16 protein-coding genes are annotated in these 17,355 nt (G+C 59.7%); 9 read left to right on the forward strand and 7 right to left on the reverse strand.

Annotated elements, in window-relative coordinates; translation table 11 throughout:
* Nucleotides 1–85 precede the first annotated feature (85 nt).
* The 4 genes from pcaQ to AO065_RS03565 all read right to left on the reverse strand — a co-directional run bounded on the left by pcaQ (nt 86) and on the right by AO065_RS03565 (nt 3,165).
* The gene (gene pcaQ, locus AO065_RS03550) at nt 86–1,015 is read right to left on the reverse strand and encodes a pca operon transcription factor PcaQ (RefSeq protein WP_004885602.1); all 930 of its coding nucleotides are present in this window, start codon (nt 1,013–1,015) and stop codon (nt 86–88) included.
* Nucleotides 1,016–1,047: 32 nt separating this feature from the next.
* Nucleotides 1,048–1,290 carry a glutaredoxin family protein gene (locus AO065_RS03555; RefSeq protein WP_004885604.1) on the reverse strand — a complete coding sequence of 81 codons (243 nt, stop codon included), beginning with the start codon at nt 1,288–1,290 and terminating at the stop codon, nt 1,048–1,050.
* Between the two features lie 88 nt (nt 1,291–1,378).
* Nucleotides 1,379–1,999, reverse strand: a complete 621-nt coding sequence (locus AO065_RS03560) for a hypothetical protein (RefSeq protein ID WP_004885611.1) — start codon at nt 1,997–1,999, stop codon at nt 1,379–1,381.
* Nucleotides 2,000–2,079: 80 nt separating this feature from the next.
* Nucleotides 2,080–3,165: an acyltransferase family protein gene (locus tag AO065_RS03565; RefSeq protein ID WP_004885615.1), complete on the reverse strand. Its 1,086-nt coding sequence runs from the start codon at nt 3,163–3,165 to the stop codon at nt 2,080–2,082.
* 446 nt (nt 3,166–3,611) lie between these two features.
* On the opposite strand from AO065_RS03565, the gene AO065_RS03570 reads away from it, so the two are divergent.
* The 8 genes from AO065_RS03570 (at nt 3,612) to AO065_RS03605 (ending at nt 12,610) form a co-directional block, all read left to right on the forward strand.
* Nucleotides 3,612–3,926, forward strand: coding sequence for an ElaB/YgaM/YqjD family protein (locus AO065_RS03570; protein WP_004885618.1), 315 nt, complete (start codon nt 3,612–3,614; stop codon nt 3,924–3,926).
* A 4-nt stretch (nt 3,927–3,930) separates the two neighbouring features.
* Entirely contained in the window at nt 3,931–4,323 is a 393-nt protein-coding gene (locus AO065_RS03575) for a phage holin family protein (RefSeq protein WP_004885620.1), read from the forward strand.
* Complete coding sequence (locus AO065_RS03580; RefSeq protein ID WP_004885622.1) at nt 4,320–4,661, forward strand: hypothetical protein; 342 nt, start codon at nt 4,320–4,322, stop codon at nt 4,659–4,661. The genes AO065_RS03575 and AO065_RS03580 overlap by 4 nt, the downstream gene beginning before the upstream one ends.
* 129 nt (nt 4,662–4,790) lie before the next feature.
* Nucleotides 4,791–5,954: an EAL domain-containing protein gene (locus AO065_RS03585; protein ID WP_004885625.1), complete on the forward strand. Its 1,164-nt coding sequence runs from the start codon at nt 4,791–4,793 to the stop codon at nt 5,952–5,954.
* Nucleotides 5,955–6,017: 63 nt separating this feature from the next.
* Complete coding sequence (locus AO065_RS03590; RefSeq protein WP_004885629.1) at nt 6,018–7,349, forward strand: deoxyguanosinetriphosphate triphosphohydrolase; 1,332 nt, start codon at nt 6,018–6,020, stop codon at nt 7,347–7,349.
* Nucleotides 7,350–7,609: 260 nt separating this feature from the next.
* Nucleotides 7,610–8,008, forward strand: coding sequence for a response regulator (locus tag AO065_RS03595; protein WP_004885632.1), 399 nt, complete (start codon nt 7,610–7,612; stop codon nt 8,006–8,008).
* 328 nt (nt 8,009–8,336) lie between these two features.
* Nucleotides 8,337–8,963 (forward strand): response regulator transcription factor, encoded by a 627-nt coding sequence (locus tag AO065_RS03600; RefSeq protein ID WP_004885634.1) that lies wholly within the window; start codon nt 8,337–8,339, stop codon nt 8,961–8,963.
* Between the two features lie 8 nt (nt 8,964–8,971).
* Nucleotides 8,972–12,610, forward strand: a complete 3,639-nt coding sequence (locus AO065_RS03605) for a transporter substrate-binding domain-containing protein (RefSeq protein ID WP_004885638.1) — start codon at nt 8,972–8,974, stop codon at nt 12,608–12,610.
* A 103-nt stretch (nt 12,611–12,713) separates the two neighbouring features.
* On the opposite strand, the gene AO065_RS03610 is transcribed toward AO065_RS03605, so the two are convergent.
* Complete coding sequence (locus tag AO065_RS03610) at nt 12,714–13,058, reverse strand: YggL family protein (RefSeq protein WP_004885641.1); 345 nt, start codon at nt 13,056–13,058, stop codon at nt 12,714–12,716.
* Nucleotides 13,059–13,416: 358 nt separating this feature from the next.
* Between AO065_RS03610 and dacB the strand changes: the two genes are divergently transcribed.
* Nucleotides 13,417–14,886, forward strand: coding sequence for a D-alanyl-D-alanine carboxypeptidase/D-alanyl-D-alanine endopeptidase (dacB, locus tag AO065_RS03615; RefSeq protein WP_004885644.1), 1,470 nt, complete (start codon nt 13,417–13,419; stop codon nt 14,884–14,886).
* Between the two features lie 38 nt (nt 14,887–14,924).
* Here the strand turns inward: dacB and AO065_RS03620 are convergent, their stop codons facing one another.
* Nucleotides 14,925–17,231: a sensor domain-containing diguanylate cyclase gene (locus tag AO065_RS03620; RefSeq protein WP_412778585.1), complete on the reverse strand. Its 2,307-nt coding sequence runs from the start codon at nt 17,229–17,231 to the stop codon at nt 14,925–14,927.
* A complete protein-coding gene (locus AO065_RS27740) occupies nt 17,219–17,347 on the reverse strand; it encodes a peptidase inhibitor family I36 protein (RefSeq protein WP_412778586.1) in 129 nt (42 codons plus the stop codon). Before AO065_RS27740 ends, AO065_RS03620 begins: the two co-directional genes overlap by 13 nt.
* Nucleotides 17,348–17,355 lie beyond the last annotated feature (8 nt).

Raw genomic sequence — 17,355 nt, forward strand, 5'->3', positions numbered from 1 at the left:
CTGGCGCTACAGGCTGCGGCGAAGTGTCGCGCGCTTCACGCATCCACCAACACTGAATAATTGCCTGCCATCCATAACCAAATGGTTATGTATAAGACGTTTGACGGTAGGTTTCGCCAACGACTCTGAACTCATCCACGCACCACTGGGCAGCGCGGGTCAGGGGAACAGCCGGGTTGCTGCACAGCCCCACCGAACCGCCCGGCTCACGGATGCCCATGTCCAGCTCGACCAGCGTGCCGTTGTGCAACTCCTGCAGAACGGCATCCAGCGGCGCGATCCAGATCGCGTCGCTGCGCTCGACATAACGTCGGCTCAGCGTCAGCGACAGCGTTTCAAGGCGCTGGCGCGGCGGCTGTATGCCGCATTGCACGAACAGACTGTCGGCGAACTTGCGGATGGTGGTGCCAGCCAGCGGCAGTACCAATGGGAAATTCGCCAGGCTTTCAGGTTTGAGGGGTGCCGCCAGCAACGGGTGACCAGTACGCACCACCAGGGTCATCGATTCGTTGTACAGGTGCTCGAACGTCAGCCCCAGTATCTGTGGACTGTCGGTCATGCGCCCGATCACCAGATCCAGTTCTCCGACGCGCAGTTGCGACAACAGATAAGCACTGGGGCCGGTCATGACGCTGATGATCAATGCCGGGTGCTGCTCGTGCAGACGCCCGACGACTTCGGGAACCAGCAGGCTCTCGGCCGTCGACAACACACCCAGACGCGCCGTGACCGTTTCGTGCTCGCCGGAGCGCAGGCTGTTCACGCCTTCGCGCAAGGCCTGAACGCTCGGCCCCGCATAGCGCATGAACGCCACACCGGCTTCGGTCAGCGCCGCCCCGGTCTTGCTGCGCACGAACAGCGTCGTTTCCAGCAGGGTTTCCAGCTCCTTAAGCGTCTTGGAAAGCGCTGGCTGGCTGATCGACAACACATCGCAGGCCCGCGCCAGACTGCCCTGGCGCGCCACTTCGAGAAAGCACACCAGATGGCGAAACTTGATTCGGGTATCGATATTCAATGCGTGTCTTGCCCTGGGAGAAAGATGATCCGTTACGTGCTCAGAAAGGACGCCACCTGCGGCGCATCGAAAGGCCAGTCCAGCTCTTCGCCGGTGTCCACGCGACGCAGCACCGGTATCCTCAGCTCATAACGTTCGAACAGCCACTCATCCTCGCAGATGTCGCGTCGCTCAACCAGCAAACCGCACTCATCCACGAATGGCAGCAACACGGCTTGCGCGATATCGCACAAATGACAGCCCAGGGTGCCGAACAGTTGGCATTCAGGAAGCATCGAACCCTCCTCGTAAAGAGCGTGACCTGCCGAAACATTCTAGGCCCGGTCCTGGATCGCGTCGAGGCGACCGACAGCCGTATCGGTGCTACAGCGGTTCAGCTGGAGCCCGCCAGTCCGGCTGTTTGAACGCGCGCTCGGAGCCGGAAATCTTGACCGATATACGGTCCAGCAGTCGTTCGGCGTTGTACTTGGTGGTCGTGCTGTTGATGGCGATGAACAACAGACCGACAAGAACGGCGGACGAAGGAATCCTTCTGGTCGCATGCTGCTCCAGGCCAAGGAGAAACAGGCAGGCCGCCGTTGAACCCAGCAGCGCCCCCGCCACCGCCTCGGCGAGCGGATGAATGAAAGGCGCGACGCAAAAGACGCTGTACAACCAGCCCAGCAGCAGTCCGGTCACGGCACCGGGCCAGCGAAGACGCTGATCGTACTGTCGCGCCAGAAGACTCAGGGCGACGGTCAGAATCAGGCAGGTATTCATGGCATGGCCGCTGAGTACATAGATCCCCAGACTCTCGATCGCCACCCCCCAACCCTTGAACAGCACTTTGCTGATCACCACCATCGAGTAGGCTACAAAGAGCGTTGCCACCCACAACAAGGCGGAACGCTTCGAGCGGGCGGTCCATAACCAGGCGGCGATCACCAGTGCTGCGGGCAGCATGACCGTGATCCCGCCGTAAGGGGTAAACAGCTGTGGGCCCATCCGCAAGTCTCCTCGATCCGGCCGTCCGTTCAACGACGTATCTCAGCAGAGCCCTGCCTCTGGGCGCCATGTAAAAATTTCTATGCACCCACCTTCGCCGCGCCAGTTCTAAAGCGCCGTTTACCAAACGCGTTGGCGCGATCCAGCACCGGCTTCTCGAAACAGCGATAACCAACCCAGCCGTAGCACAGGGTGGCCGCCACCATCAGGGCCGCGAAGAACAGGTTGTCCAGATAGCTCTCGGGCCATGCGCCCACCCCATTCCAGATGCGCCCGATCACCCCCAGCACCAGCAGATGAGACAGGTAGATGGTGTAGGACATGTCGCCCACGACCACCAACGGCGTCGGGACCGAGATCTTTTGTCGTCTCTCCAGCAGCGCGAGGGTCAGCACCAGCAGGCCGAACGTGCCGCCCACCATCAGCATGCGCAGCAAACCCTGACTGTCGTAGAGCCGATAGGCCGCAATCAGCGGAACGCCTGCCAGCAACGCAACAGCCAGCAAACCCCAGACGGCAGCCGTCGGCAGACGTGTACTGTGCCGACTGTAGAAAAACAGCGCCAGCGCCACGCCAATGATGAATTCCAGTGAATAGGGATGCAGGATGATCTTCAACGCCGATGACTGATCCTGCCAGTCCTGCAGGAGGTTGAACGCCACGATGATCAACGCCCAGCCCGCCATCAGCCACGGCAAATGACGCTCCTTGAAGAGCAACAGGCCGGTAAATACCAGGTAGAACCACAGTTCGAACAGCAGCGACCAAGCGACCATCACCAGCAGCACCTTGTCGTTGGGCAGCAACAGGAACGACATCAGCAGGTTCGACGAGCCATGGCCGCTGTTGACCAGACCCGGCTGCACCAGAAAGACCCCGAGTGTGATGAAGAAATACAGCCAGTAGGTCGGATAGATCCGCGACACCCGGTTGAACAGAAAGCGCTGAGCCTCGACCCCATTCTGGAACCGGCCGCGACTGACGATCACCATCACGAAGCCGCTGATGACGAAAAAAAGATCCACCCCCAGCTGAAAGAAATCCAGCCAAGGCGGCAGCAAGGTGTCGCCACCGGAAAAACGCGCCTCGATCGGCATCATGTGAAACAGCACCACCCCCAGAACGGCCAGGCCCCTCAATCCTTGCAGCGAGTACAACCGCTCCATGCCCCTCTCCAATCACTGACCGACGCTGCGCCGGTACTTCCAGAACGACCCCGAACGAGTCGGGTCTTGTCAGACGCTGCACGGGCAAGCGGATGCGCACATTTTTCTTGTAGGTCCGGTGTTTGCTGCGCGACAGCGCTACGTCGAAGACGTGGTGGCGCCTCCCACAGTTCGTTGCGTTCTGCACCACGAGCATAGCCAAACGCAGCCATTATGAAACACCTACGCCAGCCTCCCGTTTTTTTCTCGCGGCTTGCGCTTATGGAGTAAGGTTGTCCACCGGCAATCTGCCGATGCGCCGATCTGGCGCAAATGTCTGTACGCCACGCACCAGCACAAGGCGAAAGCCGCGTCGCCACGCGATGTGCATCGACGCAGCAATTGAAGTGAACCTTCGCCAATTCCCTGTACTCGAAACATCCATACGCCACCAAACGGAGAAAACCATGCCTCGCCAAACCGCACAGAATGCTCAGGAAATCTTGATGGCAGACTTTCAGGTCCTGGTCGCCGACACCGAGAAGCTGCTGGCACACACGGCAACCCTCGCTGGTGATCAGGCAGATGAACTGCGTGCCCAGATTCAGGTAAGCCTGCTGCGTGCCAAAGAGACGCTCAAGCAGACTGAAGAATCCCTGCGCGAGCGTGGCGAAGCAGCAATCGTCGCAACCGAAGAATACGTGCAGAACAATCCATGGCAATCGGTCGGCCTGGCCGCCGGTGCCGGTTTCCTGATCGGCCTGCTGGCCACAAGGCGCTAATACCATGACTTTGGGAACGGAATCAGGTCCGCCCCACGCGGACCACGGCTCTTCACCGCGGCGCCTGGGTGCCGCTTTTCTGGGCTTGCTGCACAGCCATGTCGAGCTGTTCGGCATCGAGTTGCAGGAGCAGAAGGCGCGTACTGTCAGTCTTTTGCTGTTCGCGGGTCTGGCACTGGTGTTCGGTCTGCTGCTGCTCACCGGGCTGTCGGCACTGCTGCTGATCGTGTTGTGGGACAGTTACAGGCTGGCCGGCATCATCGGCCTGTGCACGTTCTACTTCCTGGCTGCGGTGTTCTGTGGACTTCGCTTGAAGGCTGCCATCTTCGACGAATCCTCGCCGTTCCATGCGACTCTCGAAGAACTGGCCAACGACCGTGAGCGACTGATGCCATGAGCGAACCCAAATCCCATCAGGGCAACACCCGTCGCGAACTGCGCAAGGCGCTGATCCGTCTGCGCATGGAAATGCATCGCCAGGAAATACGCCACGAATCCACCACGCTGCTGCAGCCCCTGCAACGCTTCAGGGGCCTGCGTCACGACTGGAAAAGTGCGCTGGGCATTCGCCATGCGCCACTGTGGGGAGTGGGTTCGGTCGCGCTGCTGGGCTTTCTCAGCGGCAAGCGGGCCAAGACCGGTCGCACCAGCTTCCTTGGCAAGCTGCTCAAGCTGGGCATCACGCTCACACCGCTGATCAAGGTCGCTCTGCAGAGTCGCGCACGCAAACGCTGAGACGCCTGTTGGCTGCATTCTTGCTAACTCCTGCCAAGTAACATTTCGCCCGCTGTGAACACTCACAGCGGGCGGCTTGCGTTTACCTCCCTCCCTAACGCTCATTCCACCTTCACTAAGGAAGGCCACGTGATTTCAGGGCAACCCCTTGCCTGCTTCCAGCCGTTCATTGACACCGCCACTGGCCGCATAGCAGGCGTCGAGGCGCTTGGCCGACTGTGCGACAGCGAAGGACGGCTGCATTCGGTCGGACCGCTGTTCAACGACCCGCAGGTGCCGGCCGCCGAACTGCGGAGACTTGACCGCCTGATTCGTGACCACGCCTTGAGTCGTCTGCATGAAGCTCCCGAGGACTGGTTTCTCAGCCTGAATATTTCCCCACGCTGGATCAGCCGACTGCGGCCCGGCCAGGCTCTGCCGAGCCTCGCGCAACTGGTGCAGCATCATGTTCCTGCTGAACGCGTAGTGTTTGAAATCACCGAACTGGGCGGCGACATTCAGCGTCTGAGCGAGGTTGTAGAGCGCTATCGCCAAGCGGGCGCGCGCATCGCGATCGATGACTTCGGCGCAGGTTATTCGCAACTGGACCGGGTTCTGGCGTTGCAACCGGATATCCTCAAACTCGACATGCGCCTGTTTCAGGCCGCAGCCAAAGGCGGTCCGAGCAGCGATGTGGTCAAGGCGCTCGCGTTGATGGCGGAAAAGACCGGCTGCTGGATCATTGCCGAAGGTGTCGAGACCGAAGCCGAATTGCACTTCGCTCTGGAGTGCGGGGCACGTTACGTTCAGGGCTACCTGTTCGCGAAAGGCGAGCTGGAATTCTTCGCGGCCGACGCCTTCGTGGCCCGATTCGCCGAGCTGCGCGATCGCTATGTGTTGCGCAAAGTGGCCGAACGGGCACGCCTGATGGACCTGCGCCAGCGTCTCGCCATTCTGATGGACAGTCTGCAGCGCTGGGCGCAGACACAGGCGCCGATCAGCGCACTGCCGCAATTGCACGATTATCCCTGGCTGCTGCGGTTCTATCAGTGCGACCGCCACGGCACGCAGTTGACGCCCAACCTGGAATGGCGAGACGGTGCCTGGCATGCCGATGCGCGCTACCTGGGGCACAACTGGTCGTGGCGTCCGTACTTCTACCATCTTCTGGCCGAGGGCTGGCACGAACGCCGTCTGACTCTGTCGAACACCTACCGCGACGCCACCACTAACCAGTATTGCCTGACGGCAGGCCAGTTCTTCGACAACGGCACGCGTCTGCTTCTGATCGATATCGATGCCGCCGGCATGTGAAGGCCTTGCGGCCAGCGCGCCGAACCGGGAAGCTAGGCCAATACGACTGACGGAGTGACCGCCTTGGATTGGCAAACCCTGCTTAACCGCGAACGACTTGGCAAGACCCTGCACAGCCCTGAGGAACTGGGGCGCAGCCCATTCCACAAGGACCATGACCGCATCATCTTCTCAGGTGCCTTCCGGCGTCTGGGACGCAAGACCCAGGTCCATCCGGTCTCCAGCAACGACCATATCCACACCCGCCTGACCCATTCGCTGGAAGTCAGTTGCGTGGGTCGCTCGCTGGGCATGCGGGTCGGTGAAACCCTGCGCAGCGCCCTGCCCGACTGGTGCGACCCCAGCGATCTCGGCATGGTGATCCAGTCAGCGTGCCTGGCGCACGACATCGGCAATCCTCCCTTCGGGCATTCGGGTGAAGACGCAATCCGCAACTGGTTCAACCAGGCAGCGGGCCGCGGCTGGCTCGATGCGATGAGCGAAACCGAGCGCAACGACTTCCTCAACTTCGAAGGCAATGCGCAGGGCTTTCGCGTACTCACCCAGCTGGAGTATCACCAGTTCGACGGCGGCACCCGGCTGACCTACGCCACGCTGGGTACCTACCTGAAGTACCCGTGGACCGCGCGGCATGCCGACTCGCTGGGCTACAAGAAGCACAAGTTCGGCTGCTACCAGAGCGAACTGCCGATTCTCGAGCAGATTGCCAACAAGCTCGGCCTGCCGCAGTTGGAAGAGCAGCGCTGGGCACGTCATCCGCTGGTTTACCTGATGGAAGCCGCCGATGACATCTGTTACGCCCTGATCGACCTTGAGGACGGTCTGGAAATGGACCTGCTCGATTACGCCGAAGTGGAAGCCCTGCTGCTGGGGCTGGTGGGCGATGACCTGCCGGAAACCTACCGTCAACTGGGCCCGTCGGACTCGCGGCGACGCAAGCTGGCAATCCTGCGCGGCAAGGCCATTGAGCACCTGACCAATGCCGCTGCCCGCGCGTTTGTCGAGCAGCAGGATGCCCTGCTGGCCGGTACGCTTCAGGGCGATCTGGTGGAGCACATGCATGGTCCGGCCAAGCGCTGCGTGTTGAGCGCCAAGGACATGGCCCGCAAGAAGATCTTTCAGGACAAGCGCAAGACCCTGCACGAGATTGGCGCCTACACCACGCTGGAAATTCTCCTCAACGCTTTTTGCGGCGCTGCGGTGGAGCAGTTCGGTGGCCGTACGCCCTCGTTCAAGCACCGACGCATTCTCGATCTAATGGGCAATAGCGCGCCCGATCCGAAGGCGCCGCTGCATGCTTCGTTTCTGCGCATGATCGACTTCATTGCCGGCATGACCGACAGCTACGCAACCGAGATGGCCAGAGAAATGACGGGCCGATCCGCGCAGTTCTGAGGGCGGGTACAGGGCGAGCAGAGCCACCTGAAACCGGTGCTCGCTCGCTCGGCCGTGGAACTTCACCGCACCTCAACTTCAGAAACGTCCTACACACCTGCCAGACGCGTCTTATCGCAGCGTTTTCGACACACCCCAATAATCCGGCACTTCATGGCCGAACCGGTAAGCCATCCAGCTGCCTGCGGCACCTTCGGGAACCGCACGATACCTGTCGACCCGGCTCGAACCACCCCTGCCTCGTCCCAGCCGGTAACCTCATGTTCAAGCACAACCTGCGAATCCTGCTGGTGGAGGATCATCCCTTTCAGTTGATCGCCACCCAGATACTGCTCAACAACCAGGGATATTTTCTGCTGACCCCCGTTCTGACCGCCAGCGAGGCCATGGCTGCCATGGAACGCAGCCCAGAACCCTACGACCTCATTCTGTGTGACCAGAGGCTTCCCGACCTCGATGGTCTGGATCTGATCGAAAAGGCCTGGAAGCGCGGGCTGATCCGGCATGCCGTGCTGCTCAGCGGGCTTGCGGCACAGCAACTGCTTGACCTCGAACAGCTTGCCATCCGGTTGGGTCTGCCAATGCTAGGCTGCCTGAGCAAGCCACTGAACGGCCCGGTTCTTGTCCACCTGCTGAACGGCGTTTCAGGTTCGCAATGACATTGTGCAACAGGTCGTCGCACCGACCTTTGGATAAACGCGCAGACGTTATGACTTACTGCACATCCGTATTGTAGGAATAATACGATAGACGCGACGGCTAATTCCCAAACGCAATAAACACGCCCTGAAAACCTAACTAACCCCCAGAGTAAAGCGCGAAATATTTTTAAACATGGAGCGTTCAAAGTAGGCTTTTACGTACTCCGAGACTCTAATTATTGTAGGAACTTTCCTATATATACGTGCCGACCACGTCTCTTCATGGGCCTGCCCGAACATCTGAGCTAAGGTGCGCGCTTTCTTCGCTGCTTGTATGGATTTAAATATGAACTCAGTTTTTATCATCGACGACCACCCTGTTGTTCGACTGGCCGTGAGAATGCTGCTGGAGAACGAAAACTACGAGGTCGTCGGTGAAACCGATAATGGCGTTGACGCCATGCAGATGGTCCGTGAATGCATGCCCGACCTGATCATTCTGGACATCAGCATTCCCAAGCTCGACGGCCTGGAGGTACTGGCCCGCTTCAATACCATGGGCCTGCCCTCGAAAATTCTGGTCCTCACTTCACAGACCCCGAAACTGTTCGCAATACGCTGCATGCAATCCGGTGCTGCAGGCTACGTCTGCAAACAGGAAGACCTCAGTGAATTGCTCAGTTCGGTGAAAGCGGTATTATCCGGCTACAATTACTTCCCCAGCCAGGCATTGACGCCTGCTGTTCGCGAAGATGGTCAACCGAGCGAAATCGAGTTGTTCAAGTTGGTCAATGATCGCGAACTGATGGTCTTGCAACTGTTTGCCCAGGGCCGCTCCAACAAGGAAATCGCCAAGGGCATGTTTCTCAGCAACAAGACTGTCAGCACCTACAAGACACGGCTGATGCAAAAACTGAAAACAAGAACCTTGGTAGAACTTATCGAGATGGCGAAACGCAACGCGCTAGTGTGAGAGACCGGATGTCCACGCGCTTCAAACAATTTCTGATACTGGCCACAAGCCTTTGCCTGAGCTGGGGTCTGCTCGCCCGCCTTGAGGCCGCCGACCACTACACCCTGCTCGGCCGCTCGAGCCCGGCGCACATGGATGTGAAGCTGGACAGCAAACAATGGCAGTGGGTCCGCAGCAAACGCGAGTTGATCCTCGGCACCTCTGCACCCGACTACCCGCCCTTCGACATCACCATTTCCGGCAACGACTACGAAGGTATAACCGCCGATTACGCCGGCATTATTTCCCGAACGCTGGACCTGCCTGTCAGGGTTCAGCGTTTTGAAAGCCGCGACCACGCCATGAAGGCGCTTGTCAGCGGGCAAATCGATCTGCTGGGAACCGCCAACGGGTTCGAAGCCAAGGAACGCGACATCATGCTGACCCACCCCTACTCGGTGGATCAGCCGGTACTGGTCACGCGCATTGGCGAAACCCGCCCGCTGACCGAGGGCCTCAAGGGTCTGCGTCTGAGCATGGTCTATCACTACCTGCCGCTGGACGAGGTCAAGGCGACCTATCCCGACGCGACCATCGACACCTACCCGTCCTTTCAGAACGCGATCAACGCCGTGGCCTTCAACCAGGCCGACGTCTTTCTCGGCGATACCATTTCAACCCAATACATCATCAACAGGGGTTACCTGAACAATGTGCAAATGGCCAACTTCGGCAAGCATGAAGCCAACGGATTCAGCTTCGCCATCAGCAACGACAACCCGCAACTACTGGACGTCATCAACCAGACGCTCAAGGCCATTCCGGTCGATGAGCGCATCGATATTTCCAAGCGCTGGAGCGCCGGCAGCGATCTGCTGCTGACCGACCAGAAGCTGCAACTGACCCAACGGGAGGAGCGCTGGATCGCCCAGCACCCGACCGTGCGGGTACTGGTCAACGAAGCCTACGCGCCTCTGACCTTCTTCGACGCCAACGGTACATTTCGCGGCATCACGGCCGAGCTGCTGGAACTGGTGCGCCTGCGCACCGGAATCAACTTCGAAGTCACCCGTTCGGCAAGCCTTGCCGACATGATCAACCAGGTCAGCCAGGGTCAGGCGGACATGATCGGTGCTCTGGACGCCAGCGACGAGCGTGAGGACCGGCTTAGCTTCAGCCGTCCTTACATCGACAATTCGTTCGTGCTGGTGACACGCAAGGAAGCCGGCTCGCCGTCCCACCTTGAAAACCTCGGCAAGAAACGCCTCGCGGTCACCCAGGGCAGCGCATTGCTGAGCTGGATGCACCGCGAACATCCGGACATCGTGACAGTCGAGGTCGACAACCCTTTCCAGGCGCTGGACATGCTGGCAATCGGCAGAACCGAGGCTGCCGCGACGTCGCTGCTCAGCGCCAATTATTTTCTGTCCTCAGGCATATTCGGCGAGCGCCTGCAGATCACTGCCACCACCGGGGAAGACCCGGCACTGATCTCCATGGCCACCTCACGCAACGCCACCGAACTGAGCTCGATTCTGGACAAGGCGCTGGCCAGCATCGCGCCCCAGGAGCTGGCTGTGATCAACAACCGATGGCGCTCCTACGCACCCGCGGGTGCCAACTGGCACGACTACCAGCGCCTGATCTACAAGATCATTACCGGTGCCGGCCTGCTGCTGATCGGTCTGCTGGCATGGAATGCCTACATGCGGCGTCAGATCAAACAGCGTGAAGCTGCCGAGCGGGCGCTGGGCGACCAGTTCGAGTTCATGAGGGCATTGGTCGACGGCACACCCCACCCGATCTATGTGCGTGACCGTGAAGGCCTGCTGCGCATGTGCAACGACAGCTACCTCACCTCGTTTTCAGCACAGCGCGAAGACATCATCGACAAGAGCGCCACCGACGGAGTGCTGAGCAACGAATTCGAAGCACGTGAATATGCGGCCGATTATCAGCGGGTAATGGCCACCAATACCGCGCTGGTCCAGGATCGCACACTGCATATCGGTGAGCGAAGGCTGACCATCTACCACTGGATCCTGCCCTTCCGGGATTCGCTGGGTGAGGTACAGGGCATCATCGGCGGCTGGATCGATATCAGCGAGCGGCGTCAGCTCATCGAAGACCTGCAGACCGCCAAGGAACAGGCCGACGCAGCCAACCGGGCCAAGAGCACCTTTCTGGCCACCATGAGCCACGAAATCAGGACCCCGATGAATGCCGTGATCGGCATGCTCGAACTGGCACTCAAACGCGCCGATCAGGGTGAGCTGGATCGATCGGCCATCGAAGTCGCCTACGGCTCGGCGAAGGAGCTGCTGGACCTGATCGGCGATATCCTCGACATCGCCCGCATCGAGTCCGGCCGGCTGACCCTCAACCCCGAGCGAGCCAACCTGCGTCAGCTGGTGGAGTCGGTGGTCAGGGTATTCGACGGGCTGGCCCGACAGAAAAACCTGACACTGGCGCTGGAACTGGACAGTCGCATCAACGCCGATGTACTGGTGGATCCGCTGCGCTTCAAGCAGATCCTGTCCAATCTGGTCAGCAACGCCATCAAGTTCACGCAGACGGGACACGTCAGGATCAGCCTGCAAACGGGGAATCTGACCGATTCACAGCGCCTGCAACTGCACCTGACCGTGCAGGACAGCGGCATCGGCATCAGCCAGCCCGATCAGGAGCGCCTGTTCGAACCTTTCGCCCAGGTGGACAGCAACGGCCAGATGGCGCGTACCGGTGCGGGCCTTGGGCTGGTGATCTGTCGCAGCCTGTGCGAAATGATGGGCGGCACCCTGACGCTGGAGAGCGAACCGGGGCAAGGCACGCAGATCAACATGCATCTGGTGCTCACTTCACTGGACCCGGCAGCCCATGTGCCGGTTAAACAGGACGCTGCACCGACGCCCAACCACATCCTGCATATCCTGATTGTCGATGATCATCCGGCCAACCGGCTGCTGCTCTGTGAGCAGCTCGGGTTTCTGGGGCATCACTGCGAAGTCGCCGAAAACGGTGCGCTGGGGCTCGAGTGCTGGTTGCAGAATCGCTTTGATCTGGTGGTTGCGGACTGCAACATGCCGGTCATGAACGGTTACGACCTGACGCGGGCCATCAGGGCCCAGGAGCAGTCTCGCGATAGCCAGCCCTGCACGGTCTGGGGATTCACGGCCAACGCCCAGCAGGAAGAAGTCCAGCGCTGCCGGGACGCGGGCATGGATGACTGCCTGTTCAAACCCATCAGCCTCAGCCTGCTCAGCGACAGGCTGGCCCTGCTTTCACCGCTGACGTGTTCGACACCTGCGTTCAATCCGGGCAGCGTCAGCCGACTTACGGGTGATCGCCCTGAAATGGTCAAGCGCCTGCTGAGCGAATTGCTGCGCAGCAACCGGGAGGATCGCCAGTTGCTCGCCACCCATATGCTCGAAGGACACCCGGACGAGATTCGTGACATGGCCCACCGGATCAAGGGCGCCGCACGCATCATCAGCGCTTCACACGTGGTGGACGCCTGCAATGCACTTGAACAGGCATGCGAGCCCGGGACGAGTAAAGCCCGGCTTCGCGCCTGTCATCAGGTGGTAGACAGCGCCATGCTGGAACTTGAAAGGGCATTGTCCGCGCAGCAGGAGAAACCCGGCACGACAGGAAAAGCAGACAGCTGACGACAAGCAGAATGGACGGGAAAGCGCGACACAGAAAGGGGGATGAAGCGATTGAAGCGGGGGATGAAACAAGGAAGCAGGCCTGAGCCTGCTTCCTGATACATCAGGCGACCGGGTTGATTTCGTTTTCCGGGTACCAGACGTCGATCAGCGGGCTGACAGTCACTTCTGTCAGTTCGCTGCGGCCCTTGAGCCAGGCTTCAACGGCAGCGCGCTGCTCTTCGCTGACCGAGCCACGCTTGCTCAGGCAAACCAGACCGAAGTCATCGCCGCCGACATAGCCAAGACCGTTGGCTTCCATTGCTTCTTTCAGGAAAGCGTCGAGGAAGGCGTCGATTGCCTGGTCATCCAGCTCTTGCTTGAAGTCCAGGTTCAGCTCAAAACCCAGCTCCTGAAATTCATCAACGCAGAGTTTTTTGCGTAGACGGCGGGAACGGTTCGTAGCCATGGGACAATCCTCATCAGTAAATATCGGGCGGCACTTTACCAGTTCGGGCAGGTAAAAGCCCGACAAATGAAGGCTGGGAGCAATGTTCGATGCGTTGACTGACAGATGGGGCGTGCTGGAAAAAAAATAGCGGTTCAGGGTCACTGCCCCATCACATGCACCCCTGCTTGGGGCATAATGCCGCCGGTTGCAGGCGTGGACCTTCAGTATTACGAAAACCCTGCACATTCAAGCGTCAATCTTCACCTGTTCGCTATAGTTGTTCGCAGTTAGCCGCTGTTATTCAAATATTCAGAATGACCGAGGGAATTCATCCATGCCCTCTTTTTTGTTTCCCCTCCTGCAGTAGGGTTTCTTCATGATCAAGTCGTTTCGCCCTTTTCTGATCGCTTCATTGCTCTTGCCACTGGCCCTCTCCGCAAACGCGGCCGTCATCAACACCACACTTTCTCCCAAGGTCCAACAGGCACTCAAGGCCAGCAAACTTGGCGATGACGCATTATCGCTTGTCATGTTGCCGCTCAACGGCCCCGGCACACCGACTGTATTCAATGCCGATGTATCGGTGAACCCGGCCTCGACCATGAAGCTGATCACAACCTATGCGGCACTCGAAATTCTCGGCCCTACCCACCAATGGAAAACCGAGTTCTTCACCGACGGCACCCTGAGTAATGGCTTGCTGCGCGGCAACCTGTACCTCAAGGGCGGCGGCGACCCCAAGCTGAACATGGAAAAGCTCTGGCTGCTGATGCGCGACCTGCGCGCCAATGGCGTCCAGCAGGTCACCGGTGATCTGGTGCTGGACCGCAGCCACTTCGTGCAGCCGCAGTTGCCGGTTTTCAACGACGATGGCAACGACGACAACAAGCCCTTTCTGGTCAAGCCTGATTCGCTGATGGTCAACCTGAAGGCGTTGCGCTTTGTCACCCGCAACGATGATGGCCGCATCCTGGTCTCGGTAGAGCCGCCCATCGCGACCATCAGGATCGACAATCAGGTCAAGGCGGTCGCCTCGAAACAATGCACGGGCGATGTCCGCTACAACCCGGTAACCCAGCCCGATGGCAGCGTCAACGTGACGGTGACCGGGCAACTGGGCAATGGCTGCAACTCCCAGACCTACCTGTCGCTGCTCGACCACCCGACCTACGCTGCCGGTGCCGTGCGCGCCATCTGGCAGGAACTGGGCGGCACCATTCTGGGCAAGAACCGCGTCGACGTCGTGCCTTCCAGCGCCAAGCTGCTGGCCAAGGCGTTTTCCCCGGATCTGGTCGAAGTGATTCGCGACATCAACAAATACAGCAACAACACCATGGCCCAGCAATTGTTTCTCAGCCTTGGCGAGGAGTTTCGCAGTGACGCCGACGGCGACGACGCCAAGGCCGCACAACGGGTGATTCGCGGCTGGCTGGCCAAAAAAGGCATCACCGCACCGCATCTGGTGATGGAAAACGGTTCAGGCCTGTCGCGCGCCGAACGAGTCAGCGCCCGTGAAATGGCGGTGATCCTTCAGGCCGCCTGGCGCAGCCCGTATGCCGCCGAATTCATGAGCTCCATGCCACTTGCGGGCATGGATGGCACCATGCGCAAACGCCTGAAACGCACGCCTCTGTTGGGCGAAGCACACATCAAGACCGGCACCCTCAATACCGTACGCGCCATTGCAGGTTTCAGCCGTGACAGCAATGGCAACACCTGGGCGGTCGTGGCAATCCTGAATGACCCGCGTCCGTTTGGTGCCTCGTCGGTACTCGACGAAGTACTGGTCGATCTTTACCGTCAGCCCAAGCTGAGCAATACCACGGTATCCATCCAGCAGCCCTGATCCCGCGCCACACCACAGCGAGCAGGCCCTGAAACCGATCAGGCCTGCTCCGGCTCCACCTTGTCCCGCCCCGCCTGCTTGGCGGCATAAACCCCCGAGTCGGCGCGCAGCAGCATCGCGTCGACGCCCTCGCCTTCCCGCCAACTGGCGATTCCGAAACTGGCCGTCACCCGGCCCACGCCTTCGATGCCCGCCCTGTTCAGCTCTTCGCGAAGGCCAAGCGCCAACTGATAAGCCTGGGCACCCTGAGTGCCGGGACACAGCACCATGAATTCCTCCCCCCCCAGCCGACAGAACACGTCATCCGTGCGCAGCCGATGCGTGATGCGTTGCGAGATGGCTTTGAGCACCTGATCCCCGACGCCGTGGCCGAACCGGTCGTTGATGCGCTTGAAGTGGTCGATGTCGAGCATGATGATCGACAGATGGCCGCCATGCCGGTCGATACGCTTGAGCTCGGCCTGCAGCCGATCCTGAAAGTAGCGACGGTTGAAAGCACCGGTCAGCACATCGGTGACCGACAGTTCACGCAGCTCCTGCTCGACCCGCTTCAGATCGGAGATGTCCGAAACGAACCCATGCCATAACACCGCACCGTCCTCGAGCTGTTCGGGTGTAGAAGCCGCGCGCAACCAGCGCAGCCCCTTGTTCGGTAATTGAACCCGGTACTCTTCACGCCACGGCGTCAGTTGCTGCGCACTGGGAATGATCGAGTTTCTGATTCGGGCCAGGTCCATGGGATGAATGCGTTGCAGCAGCACCTCCGCATCGATCAGCACGTGCACCTCATCGAGCTCGAACAACTCGCACATGCCGACGCTGACATACCTGAACCGTGAGCTGCCATCAGCATCCAGCTGGTACTGATAGATCCCTCCCGGTACCTGCGAGCCGAGCTTTTCGAGCAATTGCCCCTGAGCCTCCAGCGCATCATGCACGCGCCGATGTTCGGTCATGTCGGTGCACACCGCCAGACAGCCGATCCACTGCCCCTGATCGTCGCGCACGGCCGTGACAAGCATGTTGACGACTAGCGTGCTGCCGTCGCGTCGCTGAAAGGTCAACTCGCGGGCCGGATGACTGCCTTCCTGAATGGCAGCGCCAAGCATGTCCTGCAACATGCGGACTTCGCTGACGTCACTGGGATCTGATGGCTCAGAGTGCTGGAAATCCTTGAGCCCGAACCGCCCCAGAACTTCCTCGTCGGAATAACCAAGCATGCGCTGCGCACCGACGTTGAACGTGTTGATCACACCATTGAGGTCGGTCGCAATAATTGCGACTTCGGTCGCCGCATTCAGAATGTTGCGCAACTGACCGTTGGCCACGTTCAATTGCTTCTCGCGCACCCGCAACTCTCGGGTGCGCTGCTCGACACGTGCAAGCGCACGCTGGCGCTGGCTGATGAGGCTGTAAAGCAAGGCACTGAGCATCAGACTCAACAGCCCGCCAAACCAAAGAACATTACTGGACGTTTCCCGATTATTTGACTGAAACAGCTCGGTGGGACGAACCTCGAGCAGATAATCGCGATCCCCCAGTCCCAGCAGTGTGCTTTGGTACAGCTCATTCGTGGCCGCTTTAGCTGGAGACAGATACACGGGATCAGGTTCGGGTTGCGCGTTCAGATCAGTGAGTGTGACCGCCAGGGTGTCGCGTTCTGTCGCCCCCACACTCATCAGTTGCGAGAGACCGATGACTGCCGTGAGCACACCTCTCAACTCGGGCGTTTCACCCGGCGCAGTGGCGCTTGAGAACACGGGCGCCATCAACAACACGCCACGTGTGTTGGCAGGGTCCAGGCCCAACAGCTGTATCCGGGGCGTCGCCGTGATGCGGTCCAGCAGCCGCGCCTTGTCCAGGGCCAAATGACGGATCGGTTCAGAGTAGATATCGAAGCCCAAAGGCACCGGCAACGCACTGATCGAATTCAGATAGAGGACAGGAAAATATTCGTCGCGCACGCCGGCCACGCTCAGTTTGCCGTGCTCATCGAGTTGGCGGATCGCAAAATCCTTGAGCCCACCCTTGCGCACCTCCGCCTCGAATGCAGCCCGCCCGGCCCGGGTCACTCTCGGGTTCCAGCCATAAGCCTGGGTGCCGATCAGCAACGGACCTACGAAGCCTTCGTATTCTTCGCGGGTAATGTCATGGGAAAAAAGAAAGAAGCGGCGAACCGTATCCAGCCTGCTGACCTGACGGTCCAGACGTTCCTGAATGCGACTGAAACGCTCGCTGGCCAGAATATCGAAACGCTGGCGCAACTGATGTTGATAGGCATCGTGGTCAGCCAGCGCCAGCATGACCGTCAGCGCGGCACCGACCAAAAACGTCAGTATCGCCACCAGCCACGCTGAAACCTGCTCACTGATGAAGCCCAGTACTCTGAGCCTGTACCGTTTCGCCGCCATAGACACAACTCATGACGCCAACAGGGTGTTGCGCCACGCTGGCTGTGCATTGGTTATA

The organism is Pseudomonas viridiflava (assembly GCF_001642795.1).
Taxonomy (GTDB): domain Bacteria; phylum Pseudomonadota; class Gammaproteobacteria; order Pseudomonadales; family Pseudomonadaceae; genus Aquipseudomonas; species Aquipseudomonas viridiflava.

Excerpts from the sequence above, each read along its gene's own strand:
- AO065_RS03605 (WP_004885638.1), top strand. The coding sequence starts at position 8,972 with ATGTCCACGCGCTTCAAACAATTTCTGATACTGGCCACAAGCCTTTGC.
- AO065_RS03575 (WP_004885620.1), top strand. The coding sequence starts at position 3,931 with ATGACTTTGGGAACGGAATCAGGTCCGCCCCACGCGGACCACGGCTCT.
- AO065_RS03595 (WP_004885632.1), top strand. The coding sequence starts at position 7,610 with ATGTTCAAGCACAACCTGCGAATCCTGCTGGTGGAGGATCATCCCTTT.
- AO065_RS03565 (WP_004885615.1), bottom strand. The coding sequence starts at position 3,165 with ATGGAGCGGTTGTACTCGCTGCAAGGATTGAGGGGCCTGGCCGTTCTG.
- AO065_RS03610 (WP_004885641.1), bottom strand. The coding sequence starts at position 13,058 with ATGGCTACGAACCGTTCCCGCCGTCTACGCAAAAAACTCTGCGTTGAT.
- AO065_RS03555 (WP_004885604.1), bottom strand. The coding sequence starts at position 1,290 with ATGCTTCCTGAATGCCAACTGTTCGGCACCCTGGGCTGTCATTTGTGC.
- AO065_RS27740 (WP_412778586.1), bottom strand. The coding sequence starts at position 17,347 with ATGCACAGCCAGCGTGGCGCAACACCCTGTTGGCGTCATGAGTTGTGT.
- dacB (WP_004885644.1), top strand. The coding sequence starts at position 13,417 with ATGATCAAGTCGTTTCGCCCTTTTCTGATCGCTTCATTGCTCTTGCCA.
- AO065_RS03580 (WP_004885622.1), top strand. The coding sequence starts at position 4,320 with ATGAGCGAACCCAAATCCCATCAGGGCAACACCCGTCGCGAACTGCGC.
- AO065_RS03560 (WP_004885611.1), bottom strand. The coding sequence starts at position 1,999 with ATGGGCCCACAGCTGTTTACCCCTTACGGCGGGATCACGGTCATGCTG.
- AO065_RS03570 (WP_004885618.1), top strand. The coding sequence starts at position 3,612 with ATGCCTCGCCAAACCGCACAGAATGCTCAGGAAATCTTGATGGCAGAC.
- AO065_RS03600 (WP_004885634.1), top strand. The coding sequence starts at position 8,337 with ATGAACTCAGTTTTTATCATCGACGACCACCCTGTTGTTCGACTGGCC.